Raw genomic sequence first — 20203 nt, 5'->3', positions numbered from 1 at the left:
CATCGTACGGCGTTTAGCATTTTCGACAACCCAATATGTCTAAATAAGAACCGGTCTCAATAGCCGGGTTCTTGCGACGTAAAGTGTTGACCCACAATGCCTTTTAAGATTTGATAGGGAGCCGATCGGGAGTCTGGCAGCAAATTATTCGCACCTAAGACTCCTCCAAGGATCCTTCAAGCTGGGCTGAGGCATTGAATGGGCGAGCCTTCCAACCAAACAAACCCCTCCTCAGGGGGGGCGAAAGCCCGCGGTGCCAACCTTGTTCCCGATGGCTGGACCTCCCGCCTGGGGGTCATCTTGGCGGTCGCCGGTTCGGCGGTTGGCTTGGGCAACTTCCTCCGCTTTCCCGGACAAGCGGCGGCCAACGGCGGCGGGGCGTTTCTGATCCCCTACTTCATCTCGCTCTTGGTGCTCGGTATCCCGCTGTGTTGGGCCGAGTGGGCGATGGGACGCTACGGGGGGTCGCGAGGCTTCAACTCAGCACCAGGTGTCTTTGCCTGTATCTGGCGGCACCGCTTCGCCAAGTACCTGGGAGTGCCTGCGCTGCTGATCCCGCTGGTCATCTACATGTACTACGTGGTGATCGAGGCGTGGTGCCTTGGCTACGCACTCAACTACCTGTCGGGTGACCTCATGCTTGGCAAGGGAGCCGACCAGTACGGCCAGTTCTTTAACAACTTTGTGGGGGCCGATTCCGACGGGACGCTCTTCACCGCGGGCAATCGTTCGTTGCTGTGGATGGTGCTAGGCGTCTTCGCGCTGAACTTCGTGCTCATCTATCGGGGCGTCGCGAAGGGGATCGAGAGCTTCTGCAAGATCGCAATTCCTCTGATGGCGGTTTGCGCGCTGTGCGTTCTGCTGCGTGTGCTGACCTTGCCCGCCCACGAATCAGGTCGAACGCTCAACGAAGCCCTCGGGTTCATGTGGAACCCCGACTTCTCGGCCCTGTGGAAGCCCGATACCTGGCTCGCGGCGTCGGGGCAGATCTTCTTCAGCCTCTCGGTTGGCTTTGGCATCATCGTCAACTACGCGAGCTACCTAAAGCGCAAGGACGACGTGGTGCTGAGCGGCCTCACCGCCGCGAGCATGAACGAGTTCTTCGAAGTTTGCCTGGGGGGGCTGATCACCATTCCGGCGGCTTTTCTGTTCCTCGGAGCAACGGTTGGTTCGCAGGGTACTTTCGGGCTTGGATTCAACGCCCTGCCGAACGTGTTTGCCGAGATGCCCGCTGGACGGCTGTTCGGCTTCCTTTGGTTCTTCATGCTCTTCCTGGCGGCGATCACCAGCAGCCTGTCGATGCTTCAACCGGTGATCGCGTTTTTTGAGGAAGGTTTCGGCCTGAAGCGACCCGTATCCGCAGCGCTGCTGGGTCTTATCTCGGCGTTGGGTTGCGGCTTTGTTTTGTACTTTTCCAAGGGGATGGTCGCGCTCGACACGTTTGACTTCTGGGTTGGCACGGCCCTGATCGTCGTGTTGGCTTTGATTCAGTCGCTGCTCTACGGATGGGCCCTAGGGATCGAGCGTGGCGCTCAGATTGCTCATGAAGGTGCTAAGTTGCGGATCCCTCACGTTGTGCAGTTGATGCTCAAGTACGTGGTACCCGTTTATCTGGTCGCGATCTTTATTGCTTCGCTGCGGCAAGACCTCGGTAAGCGGATTCAGCTTATCGCGGAGGATACCGTGGTGTTTGGCTCGGTGTTGTTTATCGGTGTGATCGCCGTCTTCTTGACCGTGCTCGTAGCGCTGGCGGGACGGCGCTGGGAATCTGCCGGGTTATTCGATGAAGGTGAGTCGGGCGAGGGTATCTGATTATTGGTCGAGGCGGATGTCGATAGGCGTTACTCCCCCCTTGGAAGAGAATTCACGATGAGTATTGGCGGCTGGATCGTAATGAGCGTCTCGATATCGCTGGTGCTCTCATTGCTCGGTTACTGTCTTAGCCGGGTCCTGTTCGAGGACTCCACCGGAGGCTAATCGCGTGACTTGGCTGCGCGAAAGCAGCAACGCTTTCAACCTTTGCTTGAGCTAAACTAGATATGGAACTGGCAGAGGCGATCATCTCAACACGACGGTTTGGAGATCGCTCGAAGGTGAAACACTCATTGGCTGTTTGTCGCACTCCGCGTGGTTTTACCCTCGTGGAGTTGCTAGTTGTGATCGCGATCATCGGCATCCTGGTGGCGCTCTTGCTGCCCGCCGTTCAGTCCGCGCGCGAGGCCGCCCGCCGAACCGCCTGTCAGAACAACATCAAGCAGCTCACGCTCGCGGCGTTGAACTTTGAGTCTTCCTCGGGCGGCCTGCCGTCCATCTCGCCCTTTGCGACGAGTGGCAGCGGCGCGCTGCAAGTAGCCCCCACACGCGGCGACGCGCTCTCCGCGAAGATGTACAGCTGGATCGTCCCGCTCCTTCCGCAGATGGAAGAGGGCGTTCTCTATGATCAATTCGACCTAGCGGTGCCGGTCGATGCCCAAACGGATGGTGCCGGTGTCGAGACGGACCCGCAGGCGTTGCAGCCCGCCGCGCTGCTATGCCCCAGTGATGGAGCGGCGGGTCGTTACTATGCGGCTCGTGGCGTCAACAACAACCGCCGTTTTGGCAAAGGAAACTACGCGGCTTACGTCAGCCCGATCCACCTCAACTGCATGCGGCTGTTTCCCGGTGCCATTGGCGAACGCCCGATTCGGATCGCTCAGATTACCGATGGGACCAGCAAGACGATCGTCATCGCCGAGATTCGCACCCGCGAGGAGACGGGCGATGTCCGTGGCGCGTGGGCGCTGAATCTCTCCGGCGGATCGCTGCTGGCGCTCGACATGCATAACGCTTATTCGCCGAACCCGGTGGTGGCGTGCTCGAACCTGCCGTTTCCTGAATCGGAGTGGGCCCCGCAGGCCTACTCGCCGCTACAGCAGACGGTCGGCGGCGACGATAAGAGCAAGCGCCCCAACTCGGGCAGTCACGGCGATCTGGACTACGACGCCATCCGTGGCTGTCCCGAACCGACACTTTCGCGCTTCGATGGTATGCCGTGCGGACAGGCCAACAACTGGGGTGCCGCAGCGCCGCGGAGCCAGCATGTTGGCGGTGTGAATGCTTCGCGCGTTGATGGGGGCGGGCAGTGGCTTGATGACGACATCGACGCCTATTTGCTAGCGCGACTGGTGAGCATCAACGATGGCGAGCCGCACCAAGACGGGCGACTTATCCAAAACACCTTTCGGCCTTGATCGCGACTTTTGCTAGACGCTGCCAAAATGAAACAAGTTCTGCCGATATCGGCGCTGGCAGTCGGTGTGTTGCTGCTCTTGTTGGCGACCAATTGGATACAAATCCAGCCCCCTACCAGCCTCTGGACCCCCGACGATGAGGCGACCCTCGAAAAGATGAACGACGGGGTCTACCAGCTCTACGAAAGATTGCCGATCGCCGAGCGGGCGACGATCGAGGCCCGCTTGGGGGCCTATGACGGGACGCTAACCGAGTATGAAAAAGCGGTCGCCGCGCGGAACGCTTTCCGAGAGAAGAGGACGACAGCGATGACGCGGCCGAAGGCCATCACCGCCTGGTTACGCGGCGCAGGGTACGGCGCGATTCTTTTGGGGATCGTCTCTTTTTACTTTTTTCGACAGACCTGAGCAGAATCGCGGGGCGTCTGCGCGGCGTGCGACCCAAGTTTGGTCCCCTACCGCCGGTTCTCGCCGGAAAAGCAATAGAGCCGTGTGCGAGTGCGTACGACGATTCGCCCATCACCCAACGGCACGGGCGAGGCGACCATCTCTTCGCCCATGTCGTGCTCGGACAGAATCGGGGCCGAGTCATCACTAACGCGGAGCGTGAAGCCTACCCCGTCTTCGCGGAAAACGTACAGCAGATCGCCCGCCAGGAGTGGCGAAGAAAAGTACTTGTTCTTGCTGCGGGGCAAGCGTTCTCGCCAGAGCACCGCGCCCGTCTTCGTGTTGAGGCACGCCACTTCTCCCTTGTCTCCCAAGATGTAGGACCTGCCCTGACTCACCACGGGGCTTGGCACGTCCGAGCCAACTCCCTGAGCGGTCCACAAGCGATGAGTCGTGGTCACGTCGCCCCGCCCTCCGAGACGAACGGCACCGATGAAGTCGCCGCGGCCGAAAGGCACGATCGCGGTTCCGGCGTCGATGGTTGCCGAGGCGATGGCACGCCACATCGGTGTGTTATCGGGGTTGAAGCCACCACACCGAAACCATTCTTCCCCGGTGCTGGGGTCGTGTCCCGTTAGGAAGTCGGCCCCCCAAACAATCACGGTCGGCCCGTGCTCCGTCTCGACGAGCGCGGGGGTGGTGTAGGCTTGGTCCGATTCTTGAGGCCGCTCGAACACGCGCTGCGTCTTCCAAACCGTCTCTCCGGTTTGACGATCGAAAGTCACCAGATACGATTCGCCCGCCTGCATCACCGCAACTAGCACCCCCGCGGGTGTCAGCACGGGCGACGTGCCCAGATCCCACCAGAGTGTGTCGGCGCCATACTCTTCTTGTAGCTGCCGCCGCCACTTCTCTTCCCCCTCGGTATCGACGGCGACGAGCAAACCGCTCTTGTAGTAGCAGAAAACCGATTTCCCATCGGTAACCGGCGAAGAGTTGGCACCGGTGGCGTTGCGATGCTTGCTCTCGCGCCGCGGGCCGAATTGCTGCCGCCAGACCTCAGTTCCCGAGAGGTCATAGGCGACCAGGGCGTCTTCCCCTTCGATCTCGCAGGTAACGTACAGGCGGCCGTTGGTGAGATCGCCACTAACGATCGGCGTCGAGGCACCCGGTCCCGGTAGATCGACCTGCCAAGCGAGGTTCTCTTCAACCGACAAGCGAATCGGATAGTCGCCAGAGGGCACCGCGGCGTTGTTGAGCGGCCCCCGCCATTGAGGCCAAACCGCAAGCGATTCAGAAGCGACGATCAAGCTTCCGGCAAAAGCTGATCCGCAAAGAGTCAGTCGCACTACCGTTGAGGTAAACATAGCACCACACCTATACGAATCGGACTCGGTGAGCCGCGTCGGAAGTTCCAATACGGTGCTGCCCGGTTAGTTGCTTACGCGACGGACGGGGCCGACTTGGCAGCCCGGGTTTTGCTGCAAAGCATTGGCTTGCGCGACTCGGCTGTCACGCCCTGGCACGACGACCCAGAGCGGAGCGGATCCATTCGTCGGGTAGAGCGTCACTTCCCACAGAGACGTAACGCCCGCATCCACCGCTTGAAGTCCCAGCTGGATCTGGGCGATCTGTCGATTGACGTCCGCGTTCTTCTGATACGCTGCAGCCAGGGATTGCAGCTCAAACGAGGTGTCTTGCTGGCGGTCGTAGTCCCCCGCCGTGGCAGCCCACGCATCCCAACCCGGCTTGAGCACCGCAAGATCTTTCTCTGAAAACAGAAAGAACGGAACGCTGTATTCATCGCCCGTGTCGATTTCCAGCACCACACCATCGACCGAATAAGACTGCGGCGCGCCCTTCCGATGCACGAGCCATGCGGTGAGGCTCTTGGCGTCTTGAACCTGATTCTGCTCGTAGTGCCCGATCACCTTGGGAACGATGCGCTGGTAGATCTCGGGCAGATTCTCGAAAGCCCGATCGTTGACATAAACCCGACCGCGGCGTCGCTGAACCGTTACCTCTTTGCTGACAAAGTCGACGACGCGACCGGGCACTTTCAATCCGTTGCGTAGCGTCCAGATCTGGGGCTCATCAAGCCGCTTGCCCGACCGGGCTCCTTCCTCGCTGGCGAGGTAGTCCCGGTCGGCGTCACTCAACCGATCGAGACTTACCGCGCCCAGCGCTTTGTCGGTGGCGCGCTGGAGGATCACCTGGTCGTCGTCGAAGCCGACAAGCTCGGCGTCGAGGGTGTATTTGCCCGAGTTGTCGGTCCAGATCCGGGCGTCGACAGGGGTCGCGACCGAGGCCAGTAGCAGGGCAGCCAACCAACAAAGAAGAGGCTTCATACGATGCGATGAGGGAAAGGGGAGAAGCAGCAAGATGATCTCAAGCCTTGGGAAAGGTGCGCCGCACGACGTCGTAGAACTCGGCAGAGGTCTTGATCTCGACAACCTGTTTACGAAAATCACGAGCGCCCTGCCGGCCCTGGGCATAGCAACAAGCATACTTGCGCATCAGCACCGCGCCTCGCTCTTCGCCAAATCGCTGACAAACCAGATCGAAATGGTGCAGAAGCAGCGAGCGCTCCTCTTCCAGGGTCGGATCGGGCGGAATCGGCTCGCCTCGCAGCGCGGCCGCTGCTTGGCGGAAGAGCCACGGCTTGTTGAGACACGCCCGGGCGATCATCACCCCATCAACATTCCACCGTGTGAAGGCTTCAACAACCTGCTGGGGGGTGCTCAGGTCTCCGTTGCCGATCAACGGGATCCGCTTGAGGCGCGGCTTGATCTGGCTAATCAGGTCCCAAGATGCCTCGCCCCGAAACATGTCGGCCGCCGTTCGGCCGTGAACCGTTAGGGCCGCGGCACCCGCTTGTTCGACGATCTCGGCGACCTCACCGATATTGATCTTGTCTCGGCTGCAGCCCAGACGCGTTTTGGCGGTTACAGGCGTCGGGTGGCACGCCGCTACAACCCGCTCGATGATCTGGCCCATCCGGTCCGGAGTCCGCAGCAGGTACGAACCGCTCTTAGCGCGTTGCGTGACCTGGCGAACCGGGCAGCCAAAATTGATATCAACTACCGATACCTTGTACTCCTGCGCCAGCCGGGCACCGACTTTGGCGAGGGTCTCAGGATCGTTGTCCCAGATCTGCACGGCGAGCGGGCGCGGCTCCTCGGCAACGCCCCATAAGCGGTCAGGGTGAGTCGCTTCTTGCTCGTCTAGCCAGACAAACCCGCGAGCGTTGACCATTTCGGTGGCCAGCAACCCCGTGCCGCCAAACTGACGCACGATCTGCCTGAAGGCGAAGTTGGTGTAGCCCGCCATCGGGGCCTGCAAGATCGGCGGATCGACCACGAGGTCGCCAATCTTCAGCGGCTTCAGAACCGGGACCACCAGATCGGTTGATCCGCCGCCCAGGGTCTCGGAACGTCGCGAGGACGCCGGCAGTGCGGTTACGCCACCAGGCATGGTCGGGCAAAGGGGAAAACGTCGGGGCGGGCTTGGAAGCGATCGGCACCAAGCCGCTCGAAGTGCGCCTCGGCCGAGGCGCACTTCGCCGAGAACTTGCTCGCCCGAGACGCGGCTCCGCTTAGCGCCTTGAGCCCGACGATTCGTTACGGAAGTCGAGCCCGGCTTGGCGTGGATCCTGGTACCGGCCTTGTGCGTCGGCAGTCATCAGGTTGCCGCTGGCCCGACCGGGCAGATCCATCCGAATCAGCATAGCAACCAGCCGTCCGGTGTCGACCTCTCCGGGGGTCGCCAGCTGGGCATAACGATTGATCTTTTGGTTGTAATCACGAGCTAACTGCACAAAAGCCCGGCGGCTCAGGGCGAGCAGTTCGAGCGAGCGGATGATGCCCGTCCCGTCGCGACTGCGCGAGCTGGCTTCCTCAACTTGCTTGACCCAGGCTTCGTACTTTGCGACCGAGGCACCGGACTCCTCCAGCTCGCCAAGCCGCAGCGGCAGCAACTCGGCCAAGAGCCGTGCCTCTTCCGGAGCGCCGCCGGTGAAGATCTGCTCGTAGCGGGTCGCGTAGGGCCCGCAGAAAGGCACATCTTGAGGCAATGGACGTGACACCCCCGGCGCGAGCTGCTCCAGGCGTAGCTGTGCGGCACGTGCTGACTTGAGGGAGGTCTCGATCCGCGTCTGTAGGGCTTGGCGAACCTCGCCGAGCGCTGTGCTATACGTTGGCACGCTACGCTCAAGTCGGTTGACCTCGTCCGCCTCGTGGAGACTCAAGTAATAGTCAATCGCCGAAGCGGTAAGCTGCCAATACGCGTCGGTCACGATGCCCTGCTGTTGCCGATCGCCGGAGTTCACCAGCAGTGTCGCCAGCGCAGTGGGTGTGCCTGCAAGCCGCGAAGAAGGATGCGCGCGCATCATCTTGCTGAGCATGGCGTACGTAGCGGCTTCGCGCGTGTTGTCGATTGCCGGCTGCCGCGGCAGATCGGCGTTGGCAACCGATCCGGGGGGCAACCCTCGGCTGATGGAAGAGGGGGCGCGTGTGTCGATCGGGTTGCCTGGCGAGGTGCGCAGCGGATTCGTGTTTGGGGCGCGTCCCTCGCTAGAAAGGCCGCCCTGCGTAAGAGGTGTGTTACCCGTGCCGGTTCGCGAAGCCGGCGCGGAACCGGCGAACGGATTGTTCGGCGGCGTCGATCGGCGTGGAGCAGACGGGGAAGTATCCAGGGGGGCGATCCCTTGTCCGTTGCTGTAACGCGAATTGGCGCTGTTGGGGGCCGCTCCGCCGTTCGGGCTCGCGGTGCCCGGCATATCCTTGAAAAAGTCAGACATGTCCTCGCCCGCAGTCCCCGTCGAAGTGGGGTAACGAGACTGCGCTTCCGCGCGGGGAGCGATGGCCAACGAGGTGGTAATCACCAGCAAGATCGCGGCAAAGCGACACATCATCCGGTTCCTTCCGGTCTGAAAGCGGCGGGATCTCCTGGCTGTCGGGTCGCAAGAGTGCCCTCCCGCGAACAGCGCGCCGCATGTGAAGCCGTAGCTTGCAGAATTCGCGAGAGCGGTCAATGCCGCTCGCGGTGCTAGCGGTCGGGCCGGTTGGCCCGCGCAGCGGCTAATCAAGCTCTTGGAGCCACACACGCAACTCGTTTTCGTACTCGCTAGCAAGGTCGCCACGAACGAGCGTGCGCTGGAACTCCGCCAACCCGTTGACGCCGGTATCGGCTTCCTCGGCACTGCCGTAGCGAAGCATCGGATCGGGGGCGGTGAGTCGGCGGCAGATCCCCATAAGCAGGCTGCTGTCGGAAACCTCTTCGGGAAGAATCGCTTCGAGACGCTGCGGAAGCGTCCGCTTGGCTTCGAGCAACGCCGCGTAATCGTTGATCCCGGCAAACAGCGGCTGCCCGGCGAGGATCTCGATCAGCACATAACCCAAGCTCGCCAAGTCGGATCGCGGGGTGAACTCTTCGCGTTCGAGCATCTCCGGGGCGGCATACTGTGGTGTGCAGGTACGCTGTGCCGGAAGGTTGTTCAGATCGATCGCTGAGCCGATATCGATGATCTTCGCATTGCCGGTGCGCTTGACCATGATGTTGGAGGGCTTGATATCGCCGTGGACGATCTCCTCGCGATGCAGCGCGGCCAGACCGCTGAGCACCTCGCGGACAATCGCCACCGCCATGCCGGCCTTCAGCCGTGGACGCACGGGGCCTTCGGTTGCGATGACATTGTTGATGTACTTCCAGCGCTCGGGGCTGACCCGTTTGTTGACCCGCCTGAGCATCGAGGGAGTAAGGAGCAGGTCGAGGTCGTAGCCGTCGATCCACTCCATTTCCAGCACGCGGATCCGCTCGCGCTCGATGAAGTTTTGCACGTCGATCAGGTTGTCGTGCTGGATCTGGGCGACGCGGCCGCTAACCTCGGCGATGCGGCGCATCGCCTGATCGTAAGACCGTTCGTCGACGTAGCGTTCGGGCGAGAAAAATTTGAGCGCCACCGGCAGCGTAAAGTTGTCTGCCCCACGACGTTCGCTCAGGTAGACAACGCCCTGCCCTCCCGTGCCGAGCAGGCGTTGCAAACGCAGGTGCTCCGTCCAGCCAAGGCGTACCGATTGAACGAGATCGTCGTAGCGCTGGCAAAGCAATGAGTTTTGCGCAGCGACAGGCGGATCGCCCGTGTAGGTCCGGGTCTGAGCCTGCTGGATAACCGTGGTATTCATTACGCACGGCGTCGCAGCCGTAGCCATGGTGCTGGGAGGAGGCGTCCCGCTTCCCTTCAGGGACGTAGCGCCTCGCCCGGGGGCGCGGCTAGAGGAGGTCAGCTGAAAGGCATCATCCCCCTAGCTTACTAGTTTAGGCGCTCGGCGACCAACGTCTACGCAGATCACGGCCTGCAAGCGCATTTCTCGGCGGTTATTGCCCGCCGGGAATGCGCCAGGCCGCGTCCTCGGGGCGAGGAAATCCGAGCGTTTTATCGACAAGGTTTCGCAGCGGCTGGCGGCTGAAAAAACGCCGCAGATTTGTACAAAAAAATTCGGTCATGTCGTCGATTCGTGTCGCCGCTTGGCCCCCCACGTGTGGGGTGATGATCACGTTCGGCAGATCCCACAGCGGACTGGCGGGATCAAGCGGTTCGATCTCGGTCACGTCGACACCAGCGCCAGCAAGCCGGCCTGCGGCGAGCGCCTCAACCAGGGCCTTTTCTTGAACAATTGCCCCCCGTGCGACGTTGATCAGCAACGCGTGCGAAGGCAGCCGAGCAAGCCGGTCGGCATCGAACATTCCGCAAGTCTGATCCGTTAGCGGAGCTGTCAGGATCAGTACGTCGAGCGTGGGGAGCAACCCGTCGAGAGCTTCCGCGGGGAGAAGTTGACTAACCGTTTCGGGCTTGTCGTGTGGGAACAGGTCGGTGGCGATCAGTTCGCAGCGGAACGGGGCCAAGACCTCAGCCAGCCTGCGGCCATTTCCCCCGAAGCCCACGATGCCAACCCGGGCTCGGTGGAGGTCACGCGTTGGCAGGCGGACGAACTCGTGAGCCTGCTGAGCACGAAAAAATACGGGTAAACTCCGGAGCAGCCCAAAGAGCAGCGCGAAAGTCTGCTCAGCGACTTGGTCGGCCAGCACTCCCGAGGCGCTCGTAACGACAATGTCGGACGCAACGACCTCGGGCGTAAGGCAGTGGTCCATGCCGGCCGCCGACGATTGGATCCACTGGAGCCGCCCCTGAGCGACCACCTCCGGCCACGGTACGGGCACCTTGGCGTGACCGCAGTAAATGTCGGCCTGGAGCAACTCGTCGGCAATATGCTGCTGGCCGGCGTCGATAAGCTCGGCATCGATGCCAATATCCGAGAGTTGTTGCTCGATTCGCGCAAAGTGACGGCTTTCCACCGGGTAGCAGAGCACAATCCGCGGACGGGTTATCGATGAAGTTGCCATTGGCCGTAATTGGATCACTGGTTGCCGCCGTGGTAAACTACAGGGCTTAGCGGCAGTTGTTGCTAGACCGTAGCGGTTCGGCAAGCTCTGCCCGAGGCCAACGACCGGCTGACCCGGCAGATAGCTGGCATGCGCCTAAGCGGGGCCCCGCGTGACATTAGGGAAGTTCCCCCAGCCACCACGACATTTTTCTTATGCACTCATCGGCGTCTACGTACACCTTGCCGGTTATCTGCTTGTTGGTCGCGTTGCGTCTTGCGACAGGTTGGCACTTCTTCAACGAGGGGGTGAAGAAGCTCGACCCCGGATTTTCGTCGGCAGGCTTCCTCAGCGGGGCGGTCGGACCGCTGGCCCCCCTCTTTAAGGCGATGAATCCCGGCCCCTACGGGGCGAACAAGTTGCTCAGCCAGCCCGCCGAGTTCGCCGATAGCGAAGAGCTATCGCGGTGGCAGGCCGACTACGCCAAACGGGCTGGCGCAGCCTTAAAGAAGAACCAGCCTCTACCAACGGATTACGCCCCCGAGGCCCCCTACGCCCCGCTGCTGGATGCGGTTCGCGATGGTTGGCAATCCAATCGGGAGCGGTTGGCCCGGGTTCCTGGAGTTTCAGAGGAGGCGGTTAAGCGCTCTGCCGAGATCGCGGAGGAACACCTCTCGAATCTGGCTTACTACTTTTTCACCGAGTCCGAAGCGATTGCTGAGAACCAACACGAAGCTTGGCGGCTTTCACAAATGAAGGCCGAGCAGCGGGAAGGTCCCTCCGCTCCGTATCTTAGCGAACAGATCGACAAGAAAGAGGCGCAAATCAACAAGGCTGTCCAGACCTGGGCACGTGAGCTCAACAAAGCCGAGACCGGCTATCTTGATGACGTGGTTGCGGCGATCGCCAGCGACAACGCGGGGCCCAGCCCCACGCGGGTTCGTTCAGCGCTTGCGGAGCGTAGTCCCCTGGAGTGGATCGACTTTACCGTTACGTGGGTTGTGCTCGGCGCGGGCGTGCTGCTGTTTTTTGGACTGCTAACCCCCTTTGGAGCCCTGATGGCAGCCGGCTTCCTGCTTTCGGTCATGGCAACCCAGCCGCCGTGGGACCCGGCAGCCGACACCACGTACTTTTTTTATCAATTGGTCGAGGTGATCGCGCTGGTGATTCTTGCGGTTGTCGGCGCGGGCCGTTGGGCCGGGCTCGACGGAATTTACGATCGCGCGTGCGGTCGGTTGCCAGCCCCGGTCAACTAGCGAATTGCTTTTCTGAGTGCATCGATTTAACCGCTTTACCTAATCATCTTTCGAGACGCCCTCAACCTCGGGCGATCTTCCGCTTGGCCCGGCCTCTCGCTTGCTCGGGCACTTTCCAAACCAGGGACTCAAAAGGAGTCAGCATGAATCTCACCGACGAGCAGAAGAAGATCGGTCAGGACAACTTCCGCCGAGTCGCGGGCGACCTGATCCAGACCAATCCCGATCGGCGTGACTTCCTGGAGCAAGTGACGCTCGCCTCGGCGGTCGGGGCCGCGGGCTTCGGGGCCGCCTACTGGGGATACGGCAACAAGCTCGATGACCGGCTTCGTGTTGGCGTGATCGGCACGGGAGACGAGGGCAACGTGCTCATCGGTGCCCTCAATCCTAAGGTGATCGAGGTCAAAGCGATCGCCGACATCCGGCCTTATAGCGTTCACCGCGCCTTCTACGGAGACACCTACAGCCCGTCTTCGCTAGCGGCCCGCCCGGGGCTGTGCAGCGTTTACGACTACGCCGATCGCACCGCGGCGGAGAAAGAAATTGATGTCTACACCGACTACAACGATCTGCTCGAGCGCGACGACATCGAGGCGGTCATCATCGCGTTGCCCCTGTGGTTGCACCACGAAGCCGCCGTCCGTGCGATGCGTGCCGGCAAGCACGTGCTGACCGAGAAGCTCATGGCTTGGGACGTCGCCCAGTGCAAAGAGATGGCCCGCGTGGCCAAAGAAACGGGCTTGCTACTAGCGACCGGCCATCAGCGGCACTACAGCGTGCTCTACGACAATGCAGTCGACACGATCCGCCGGGGATTGATTGGCGACATCCACCATATTCGTGCACAGTGGCATCGGGGCAACTTGCCGGGCAACGATAGCTGGCAGCCGCCGCTTCCGACCGAGATGCTCGGCCCCGCCGAGATCTCCAAAGCCGAGAGCGCCGCGAAGCGCGCCGGAGGCGACGCCGGGCTCCGAGCGTGGCGTGATGAGCACCGTTTGGTGCGTGAGCTGGCCGCCTGGCAACGCGAGCGTGACAAGCCGACGACCTCGGCTGCCAAGAAAGAAGAATGGGACCTGAAGATCGCCCAGAAGCGTGCTCAGCTTGAGGATATCTCGGTCGATGCGACCGAATACGGTTACGAAGCGGGCACTCTCGATGGCGGATACGAGCGCAGCGCAATGGAAGAGCTGATCCGCTGGCGAATCTGGAACCGCACCGGTGGCGGCTTGATGGCCGAATTGGGGAGCCATCAACTGGACGCCTCGGGCATCTTTATCAGCTCGCAGTTTGGCGAAAAGCAAAAGGTCAATCCGCTCAGCGTGGTTGCGGTTGGCGGGCGGCACATTTTCCCGCACGACCGTGATGCAGACGACCACGTCTACGCCTCCTACGAGTACCCCGGCAAGGGATACTTTGAGGACAACAATCCCAAACAGGGGAAGCTCGCCGACCCCAACAAGAAGGTGGTGGTCAGCTACTCGTCGATCAATGGCAACGGGTTCGGGGGGTACGGAGAAGTGGTCCTCGGCACGAAGGGAACCCTGATCCTGGAGCGTGAGCAAGATGTCATGCTCTACGCCGGTTCGAAGGTCGATACCAAGGTGAAGGTCGATGCCAAGAACGGCCTCGTTGATTCGTACGAGACCGGCGGCGGCTACTCGCCCGCTGCGCAAGCCGTTACGCAAGCGGTCAGCCGTGGCTACACCGAAGAGATCGAGCACTGGGCCGTCTGCATCCGCGATAAGGCACCGGCGGAGACGCTTCACTGCCATCCCAAGGTTGCGCTGGCGGATGCCGTGATTGCGCTCACGACCAATGTGGCCATCGCTGAGAATCGGCGCATCGAGTTCGATCCGGCGTGGTTCGATCCGGAGAGCGATGCCGTGCCCGCGGGCCGGACACCGGTCAAAGCATCGGCCGTAAAGGCATAAGAGCGCGCTCCCGATAGCCGTCGGGCCTTCCTCGCGGTAACGACCGTGATACCAGATCGCGGACCGCGCCAGACGTCGGTGAAACCCGCGCGAGCCGCGCAAAATACGGAAGTAGCAGCGGGGCCGCCCCTCGTTTGCGGGGGGCGGTCCACCCAGCGCGGCTAGCGATCCGTCGTTAACCGCGATTTGTTGCTAAAACAGCGGTGCCCGGCCCCTCTGTCGGCGCCAGTTGGAGAGGTGCCCCAAGTGGCTTGCCGGATGCGTCGTCAAGATGTGCGCCAGCAGGTCTCCTTGCGTTGGCAGGGACTTGGCCAGCGGGGTGATCGGGTTAGCAGCACTCATCGCGCCGAGGTCCTTGTCCTGAACCGCTAGGCAAACAGCCGCATGCGTTTCGCGCAGCGCTGTCAGCAATTCAGCGCGCGGAGGATAGGCTTCCATCTGTTGTGGTAGCGGCTGGCTGCCGGGGCCAAATTCAATCGTCCATGCCGCGGGCAGCCGTTTCTCATGGCCCATCAGCGCTAGGGCCATCTCGTTCACGACCGCCAAGTGCCCAATGATCCAGGCCGGCGGATTCACTCCTGGCGCTGGCTGGTGAGCCATCTCTTCTTCTGAGATATCAATCATCAGCGATTCGGCCATTGCGAGCGTGAATCGGTACAAGGTTAATAGCTCGGTGTTCATCGGCGGCTGTCGGATTGAGAGACTGGGCGCGAAGGGATCGACGGCAACTTTGTCCTGCTTTGCCTCGGTGTCGCGGAAGCGCACCGAGTGCGTTTGCAGAAAACAGCCTACCGCAACCGCTCCGTTGTCAGCGAGTGCCAAAGGGCTTGGCTAAACGGCGGGCCTCGAGGGATCATACCGTTCATTCACGGCGATTCTTTGGTGCTTCCCGCAGCGAGCTCAGTTAACGTTACCGCTTGCAGCCCGCGTTGGTTGAGCTGATCGAGCACGCGATCCAGCACGAGCGCTGTTCGTTCCCCACGGCCTGCTCCATCGTGCAGAATTACGATCGCCCCCGGCTTGATTCGCGAGGCTAGAAACGCGGCAGAAAATCGGACAGACGTTTGGTGCGAGTCGAACGGGAAGACCGATCCCAAGGCGATCCGTAGCCCGAGTGACTTGCACACGGTCTTGCAGCGCTCGGTGACAATGCCACCGCCGGGTCGGAACCAGTCGCTACGCCCCGTTGCTCCCAGCGCGGCGTGAGCTTGGCGGATCTGCCTTTCGAGAGCCGCGGGCGTTAGAGCAACTGTAGCGGTATCCGTCATCTGATGGTTGGCAAGTTCGTGGCCCTCGGCACGAATGCGCCGGACCAACCGAGTTTGGTCGGCAAGTGACTCGCCCAGCACAAAGAACGTCGCCCGGGCGTCATGCTCGGCGAGGGTGTCGAGGATCAGCGGCGTCGCAACCGGATCGAGGCCGTCGTCGATCGTTAGCGCATAGCGGGGCAGATTCGTCGAGACGCGGAAGAGCACCTCATCGGATTCGAACCGGGCGAGCAGCCAGTCCGTGGGGAAGACGGCTAGCAGCAACAGGTGCAACGTCGCGACTAGCAGAAGCTTGGGCAACGCCCGCAGGGCTCGGGAGAGTCCGCCGAACAGGGCTACCATGATTCCGCACGCGGCCAGCACGGCCCCGAGTGCCGCTTGATTGCCGACGCCGAAGAGCCCTTCGCCCAGCAGCCAGCGGGGCTCACCGTCGGTGCCGACCCCCCAAGCAAATCTTAGCGCGGAAAGCGAGAGCAGCAGGAACGACCAATTTTCTAGCCCGCGGGCGAGGCCTTTTTGCCGTCCTGCTCTTTGTAGTCGTCTTGGGGCGGCTCGGTGGTGATGTGATGGGCTCGAGGGGCGAGGCATTTCTTCCACCACTCGATTCTCGTTCGCCACACGGTTCAGGGATGACGGGGTTGGTGGGGGAAAGACTAGCCAGCGATTGGTCTAATAACCTGGCCCACACAGGTCGATCGTTTCGTCAGACCATGCGCCGCCGGCCGGATACCGCATCACGATATCATCCCAGAACGGATTGGTGTTGGGGTCGTCGGCATTGTGCGAATTGACCACGGGGTTCTCCACCCGTTTCGCGCCCAAACGCGTATAGAAATTCTCGACGGCAAGACTGGTCTGGAAAAGCGATAGAGGGAACAAGCCTTGATCGACCCGGTCGAACGCCGCTTGAACCACCACTTCGCCCAGCCCACGCCCGCGACAATCGGGGTGTGTCGCGACACCCGCCAAGGCGAGCGCGGACAGCGGCTTTGGTCCGAGCGTAATCACCCGCTCAAAGACCAGCGCGTGGGCAACGACAAGGCTGTCGTCCCAGACCACCAGTGACAACGGCTGTCGCTGGGCAGGGCCCTCGTAGCGGTTGCCGATGTCGATCAGTTTGCGAGCCCGATCCTCCGGGCCACGGTCATCGTGTGGCCAGATCGTGTCCAGCAGCGTGCCGATCGCCAGCGCGTCGGCATGCGAAACCCTAGGCAATTCGGTGGCAATAACTGTCGGATTCATAGTGATCGACACGAAGGAACACTCCTGCAGCGAGACCAGATCGAGAATGCCTGGGTGGGGAGCACCGATCCTCTGGCCTGCCCACCAAGTAACATTACGCCGCGGTCACGCCCTGTGTCGGGCTCGAACTGAGCACGCCCTTTCGGGAAACTACGGGGAATTGGTTTGTCCGTCAAAACCCAACTGATTGCTAGGACGTGTCCGGCGGACGCAGGGTTCCCGGGGACGATGATTTAAGGCCCCAACTTCAGCAGGAGCGCTTTAGCCCGCCGGTTCCGATTGCAGCTTCGAGGCCGTAAACCGGGTGGCGACCACCGCAGCGTCCCAAGTCGTCGCGCGACCTTGGAGCGATTCATAATCACGCCACACGTCGAACCAGTAGGCCAGGAATCGCCACAGCCCGTACCGCTCGTAATGAGCCTCGATAGCGGGATAGAGATCTTGATCGCGAGCCGGTCGCCTCGAGCCGGTCGTTTTGCAGAAAAGTCGGACGGTCTCGGTGTCGATGGGTAGCCGATCGTAGTGACCTAGCAGTTGGAGCACATTGGCAGTCGAGTAGGGACCGAAACCATCGATTCGCCGCACCTCTGCGGCGAGTTCTTCGGTGGTGCGTTGTGGTGCCTCGAACCAGGCAGGATCCAGCTCGCCGCTGGTGAACATTCGGGCGAGCGATACGATACGTTTAGCGCGGTAGCCAACACGGCAAAGCTCTCGGAGCCGTTCGGGCGTCAAGGACGCTAAGCACTTCGCCGAGGGGAACACGCCCCTGCCAACCCGTTCGACAAGCAATCGATTCATCTTCACCGTGCTCGGCCAAGCGACATTGCAGCTGGTGATGGTCTTGACCATGTCTTCGAACAGGGTAGGCGAGCGGAACAGTCGTCCGAAACGCCGGCGTCGTGCAGCGGGGCTCAGCCGGTGCCATGCGGAGAGGTCCTGATCGATCCGCAGCATGCGGCTCAGCGAGCCCTTCACGCCCGCTCGCTCAGGGCCGATCAGCGGCCGATCGCAGCGGATCACTAGCCGAGCCCCGACACCGCCGGGCTGAGTAACCACCAAGCCCACACTGCCGGTTGCTGCGGGCGAAGGCATCGTTCTGCCGATCTCCCCCCCCGACATCCGCCGTTCCAGAGCGTGTATTTCGGGCCGCCAATAGTTCGGTGCCAGCAAGAAATACCCGTAGGAGCAGACCGTTTCGCCCAGCTCGAATCCTGGCGGTACGGCGATCCACAGTGACGAGCCCGTGGTCATGGCGGCTGAGGGGCGTCAGAAGGGGGGGCAGAGCCTCAGGGGAGCCTTGCTTGAAGGCATGGTGGCGTTGGTGCCACATGGTTAAGATAAGCGGCAGCAAAGAGAGCTTACGCTACTTCGGCGGGCACGCCTCAGGCAGGTGTCGCTTAAAGCTGCGAAGTTGCCTAGACTTTTGCCACCCCCCCATCCGCGTCATGAAGACCGCCACTCACACGCTGGCTAGCGTGTCTGCTATGTCCGTTGGCGATCCCCCCACCAGCACGACCCCGTCCGAAGCCGCCGACCAGGGCGCGGGGCGTCCCGGTGCGCTCGATGCCAAACCCGCCGGCGACCTGCCCGCTTCGCGCGGTCCGCAGCACCCTACGGCGGAAAAGCGCGGTGTGCCCAGCGGGTTGTGGATGCGCTGTGAGGACTGTGGTGAGACGCTTTTCCGCAAGGAAGTCGAGCGCCTCATGAACGTGTGTCCGGTCTGCGGCCGGCATATGTACCTCAGCGCCCGCGACCGCGTCCGGTTTGTGCTGGACGAAGGGACCTTTGAGGAGTGGGACCCCGATCTGATGCCGGCTGACCCGCTGGCCTTTTCCGACAAGAAGCCCTACGCCGAACGGGTTATCGCGGAGCAGAAGCGCACGGGCTTGAAAGACGCGGCTTTAACAGGCTGCGGGATGATTCGCGGTCGCCGCGTGGCTTTTGCGGTTACCGATTCAGCGTTCATCATGGGCTCGATGGGGTCCGTCGTCGGCGAACGCCTGACACGCATGATCGAACGGGCTACGGAACAGAACCTGGCGGTGATCATCGTCAGCGGTTCGGGCGGCGGTGCCCGCATGCACGAAGGCATCCTGTCGCTGATGCAGATGGCGAAGGTTTCCGCGGCCCTCGCCCGTTACGACGCCGCGGGGGGCCTCTTTATCTCGGTCCTGACCAACCCGACCATGGGCGGCGTCGCCGCCAGCTTCGCCTCGCTGGGCGACCTCGTCTTTGCCGAGCCGAAGGCGCTGATCGGCTTCGCCGGCCCGCGGACGATCAAGGCGACGCTCCGCACGGAACTGCCCGATGGTTTTCAGACCAGCGAGTTTCTGCTGGAGCATGGCTACATCGACCGCATCGTCCGGCGTGCCGACCTGAAAAGCGAGATCGCTCGGACGATCGACTATTGCGGCAAGTAAGGCCGGATCTTCGCCTTGCCGGCTTGTTCCTGGTGAATCGATCGGGCGATCGATCCCGCAGGCGTACTTTCTTGCTGATTGCGGTTTGCACACCCCGGTCGGATGCCGGCGTTGGCCGGTCGGTCGCACCGCGATAGACTCCGCGGCATGAGCGATGTGAAAAATCGAGCGCCAGAACACGCCGAGGTCCTGTTGGCAAGCAAGTTGCCCGCGGGCGAAGGTCCGCCTCTGAACCGTTTAGAGCCGGGCAACACTGGCTGGCAACGGCGGTGGTACGAGGTCATTTTCGAGTCAGAGACGTCGGCCGGCAAGTGGTTCGACGTTGCGCTGCTCGTGTTCATCATGCTGAGCATTGTCGCGGTGATGCTCGAGAGTGTCGCGTCGATTCAGCCCCGCTACGGTTCGCTGCTGGCGGCGATCGAGTGGGGCATCACGCTGATTTTCAGCCTTGAGTATCTGGCCCGCCTGGCCTGCGTCGCGCGGCCGAGTCGCTATGCCTTGAGTTTTTTCGGGATCGTCGATGTCGTCTCGATACTTCCCAGCTACTTGGCGCTCTTCTTCAGCGGTGCGCACACCCTCGCGACGGTCCGCACGCTGAGGCTGTTGCGGGTGTTTCGGGTGCTGAAGATGGCCCGCCACCTGAAAGAAGCCACAACACTGCTCACCGCGCTCAAACAGACTTGGCCGAAGATCACCGTTTTTCTGACGGTGATCTTCTGTTCGATCGTGATCATGGGGACCGTCATGTACCTGATCGAGGGCCAAGAAGACAGCGGCTTTGTCGATATCCCAACCAGCGTCTATTGGGCCATCGTCACGATGACCACCGTTGGGTACGGCGATATTGCGCCGGTGACCCCGCTGGGCAAGTTCATGGCGGCCATGATCATGCTGTTCGGCTACGCCATCATCATCGTGCCGACGGGGCTGTTTTCGGCGGAGGTGATCAGCGGCGCACACTCTGCGGACAAGCGGGCTGCCGACAAGCGAGCCGTCTCGCGCCTTTGTGAAGACTGTGGCAGAAGTCGTCACGACGAAGATGCCCAGTACTGCGCGGGCTGCGGTAGCTCGCTCTAGTTGCTGTTG

At 61.8% G+C, this 20203-nt stretch carries 17 protein-coding genes; 7 read left to right on the top strand and 10 right to left on the bottom strand.

All coding sequences use genetic code 11. The annotated features are described in order from the left end of the window. Positions 1 to 198: 198 nt before the first annotated feature. The 3 genes from Pla111_RS12740 to Pla111_RS12730 all read left to right on the top strand — a co-directional run bounded on the left by Pla111_RS12740 (position 199) and on the right by Pla111_RS12730 (position 3638). Positions 199 to 1812, top strand: coding sequence for a sodium-dependent transporter (locus Pla111_RS12740; RefSeq protein ID WP_146574831.1), 1614 nt, complete (start codon positions 199 to 201; stop codon positions 1810 to 1812). A gap of 329 nt (positions 1813 to 2141) precedes the next feature. Further along, complete coding sequence (locus Pla111_RS12735; RefSeq protein ID WP_197525010.1) at positions 2142 to 3230, top strand: DUF1559 domain-containing protein; 1089 nt, start codon at positions 2142 to 2144, stop codon at positions 3228 to 3230. Between the two features lie 27 nt (positions 3231 to 3257). Beyond that, entirely contained in the window at positions 3258 to 3638 is a 381-nt protein-coding gene (locus Pla111_RS12730; RefSeq protein WP_146574829.1) for a hypothetical protein, read from the top strand. 47 nt (positions 3639 to 3685) lie between these two features. On the opposite strand, the gene Pla111_RS12725 is transcribed toward Pla111_RS12730, so the two are convergent. The 6 genes from Pla111_RS12725 to Pla111_RS12700 all read right to left on the bottom strand — a co-directional run bounded on the left by Pla111_RS12725 (position 3686) and on the right by Pla111_RS12700 (position 11018). Next, positions 3686 to 4984: an outer membrane protein assembly factor BamB family protein gene (locus tag Pla111_RS12725; protein ID WP_146574828.1), complete on the bottom strand. Its 1299-nt coding sequence runs from the start codon at positions 4982 to 4984 to the stop codon at positions 3686 to 3688. A gap of 66 nt (positions 4985 to 5050) precedes the next feature. After that, positions 5051 to 5965 carry an SHD1 domain-containing protein gene (locus tag Pla111_RS12720; protein ID WP_197525009.1) on the bottom strand — a complete coding sequence of 305 codons (915 nt, stop codon included), beginning with the start codon at positions 5963 to 5965 and terminating at the stop codon, positions 5051 to 5053. Between the two features lie 40 nt (positions 5966 to 6005). Then, positions 6006 to 7091, bottom strand: coding sequence for a tRNA dihydrouridine synthase DusB (dusB, locus tag Pla111_RS12715; protein WP_146574826.1), 1086 nt, complete (start codon positions 7089 to 7091; stop codon positions 6006 to 6008). A gap of 121 nt (positions 7092 to 7212) precedes the next feature. Further along, entirely contained in the window at positions 7213 to 8529 is a 1317-nt protein-coding gene (locus Pla111_RS12710; protein ID WP_146574825.1) for a hypothetical protein, read from the bottom strand. A 166-nt stretch (positions 8530 to 8695) separates the two neighbouring features. Then, positions 8696 to 9799: a serine/threonine-protein kinase gene (locus Pla111_RS12705; RefSeq protein WP_146574824.1), complete on the bottom strand. Its 1104-nt coding sequence runs from the start codon at positions 9797 to 9799 to the stop codon at positions 8696 to 8698. A 193-nt stretch (positions 9800 to 9992) separates the two neighbouring features. Continuing rightward, on the bottom strand, positions 9993 to 11018 hold the full coding sequence (locus Pla111_RS12700; protein ID WP_146574823.1) for a D-2-hydroxyacid dehydrogenase: 1026 nt from the start codon (positions 11016 to 11018) through the stop codon (positions 9993 to 9995). A 194-nt stretch (positions 11019 to 11212) separates the two neighbouring features. On the opposite strand from Pla111_RS12700, the gene Pla111_RS12695 reads away from it, so the two are divergent. Both Pla111_RS12695 and Pla111_RS12690 read left to right on the top strand, forming a co-directional pair. Then, entirely contained in the window at positions 11213 to 12253 is a 1041-nt protein-coding gene (locus Pla111_RS12695; protein WP_146574822.1) for a DoxX family protein, read from the top strand. Between the two features lie 143 nt (positions 12254 to 12396). After that, positions 12397 to 14187 (top strand): Gfo/Idh/MocA family protein, encoded by a 1791-nt coding sequence (locus tag Pla111_RS12690; protein ID WP_146574821.1) that lies wholly within the window; start codon positions 12397 to 12399, stop codon positions 14185 to 14187. 192 nt (positions 14188 to 14379) lie between these two features. On the opposite strand, the gene Pla111_RS12685 is transcribed toward Pla111_RS12690, so the two are convergent. The 4 genes from Pla111_RS12685 to Pla111_RS12670 form a co-directional block, all read right to left on the bottom strand. Then, on the bottom strand, positions 14380 to 15009 hold the full coding sequence (locus tag Pla111_RS12685; RefSeq protein ID WP_231931008.1) for a DinB family protein: 630 nt from the start codon (positions 15007 to 15009) through the stop codon (positions 14380 to 14382). Positions 15010 to 15053: 44 nt separating this feature from the next. Beyond that, positions 15054 to 16043, bottom strand: a complete 990-nt coding sequence (locus Pla111_RS12680) for a polysaccharide deacetylase family protein (protein WP_197525008.1) — start codon at positions 16041 to 16043, stop codon at positions 15054 to 15056. A gap of 81 nt (positions 16044 to 16124) precedes the next feature. Continuing rightward, positions 16125 to 16697 (bottom strand): GNAT family N-acetyltransferase, encoded by a 573-nt coding sequence (locus Pla111_RS12675; RefSeq protein WP_146574818.1) that lies wholly within the window; start codon positions 16695 to 16697, stop codon positions 16125 to 16127. Positions 16698 to 16958: 261 nt separating this feature from the next. Beyond that, a complete protein-coding gene (locus Pla111_RS12670; RefSeq protein ID WP_146574817.1) occupies positions 16959 to 17948 on the bottom strand; it encodes a hypothetical protein in 990 nt (329 codons plus the stop codon). Between the two features lie 194 nt (positions 17949 to 18142). On the opposite strand from Pla111_RS12670, the gene accD reads away from it, so the two are divergent. Then, positions 18143 to 19117, top strand: coding sequence for an acetyl-CoA carboxylase, carboxyltransferase subunit beta (gene accD / locus Pla111_RS12665; protein ID WP_315851489.1), 975 nt, complete (start codon positions 18143 to 18145; stop codon positions 19115 to 19117). Positions 19118 to 19264: 147 nt separating this feature from the next. Then, positions 19265 to 20194, top strand: coding sequence for an ion transporter (locus Pla111_RS12660; RefSeq protein ID WP_146574816.1), 930 nt, complete (start codon positions 19265 to 19267; stop codon positions 20192 to 20194). Positions 20195 to 20203 lie beyond the last annotated feature (9 nt).

Source organism: Botrimarina hoheduenensis, from assembly GCF_007859815.1.
In the GTDB taxonomy this organism is placed as follows: domain Bacteria; phylum Planctomycetota; class Planctomycetia; order Pirellulales; family Lacipirellulaceae; genus Botrimarina; species Botrimarina hoheduenensis.
This window is presented reverse-complemented; position numbering and strand designations above follow the sequence as displayed.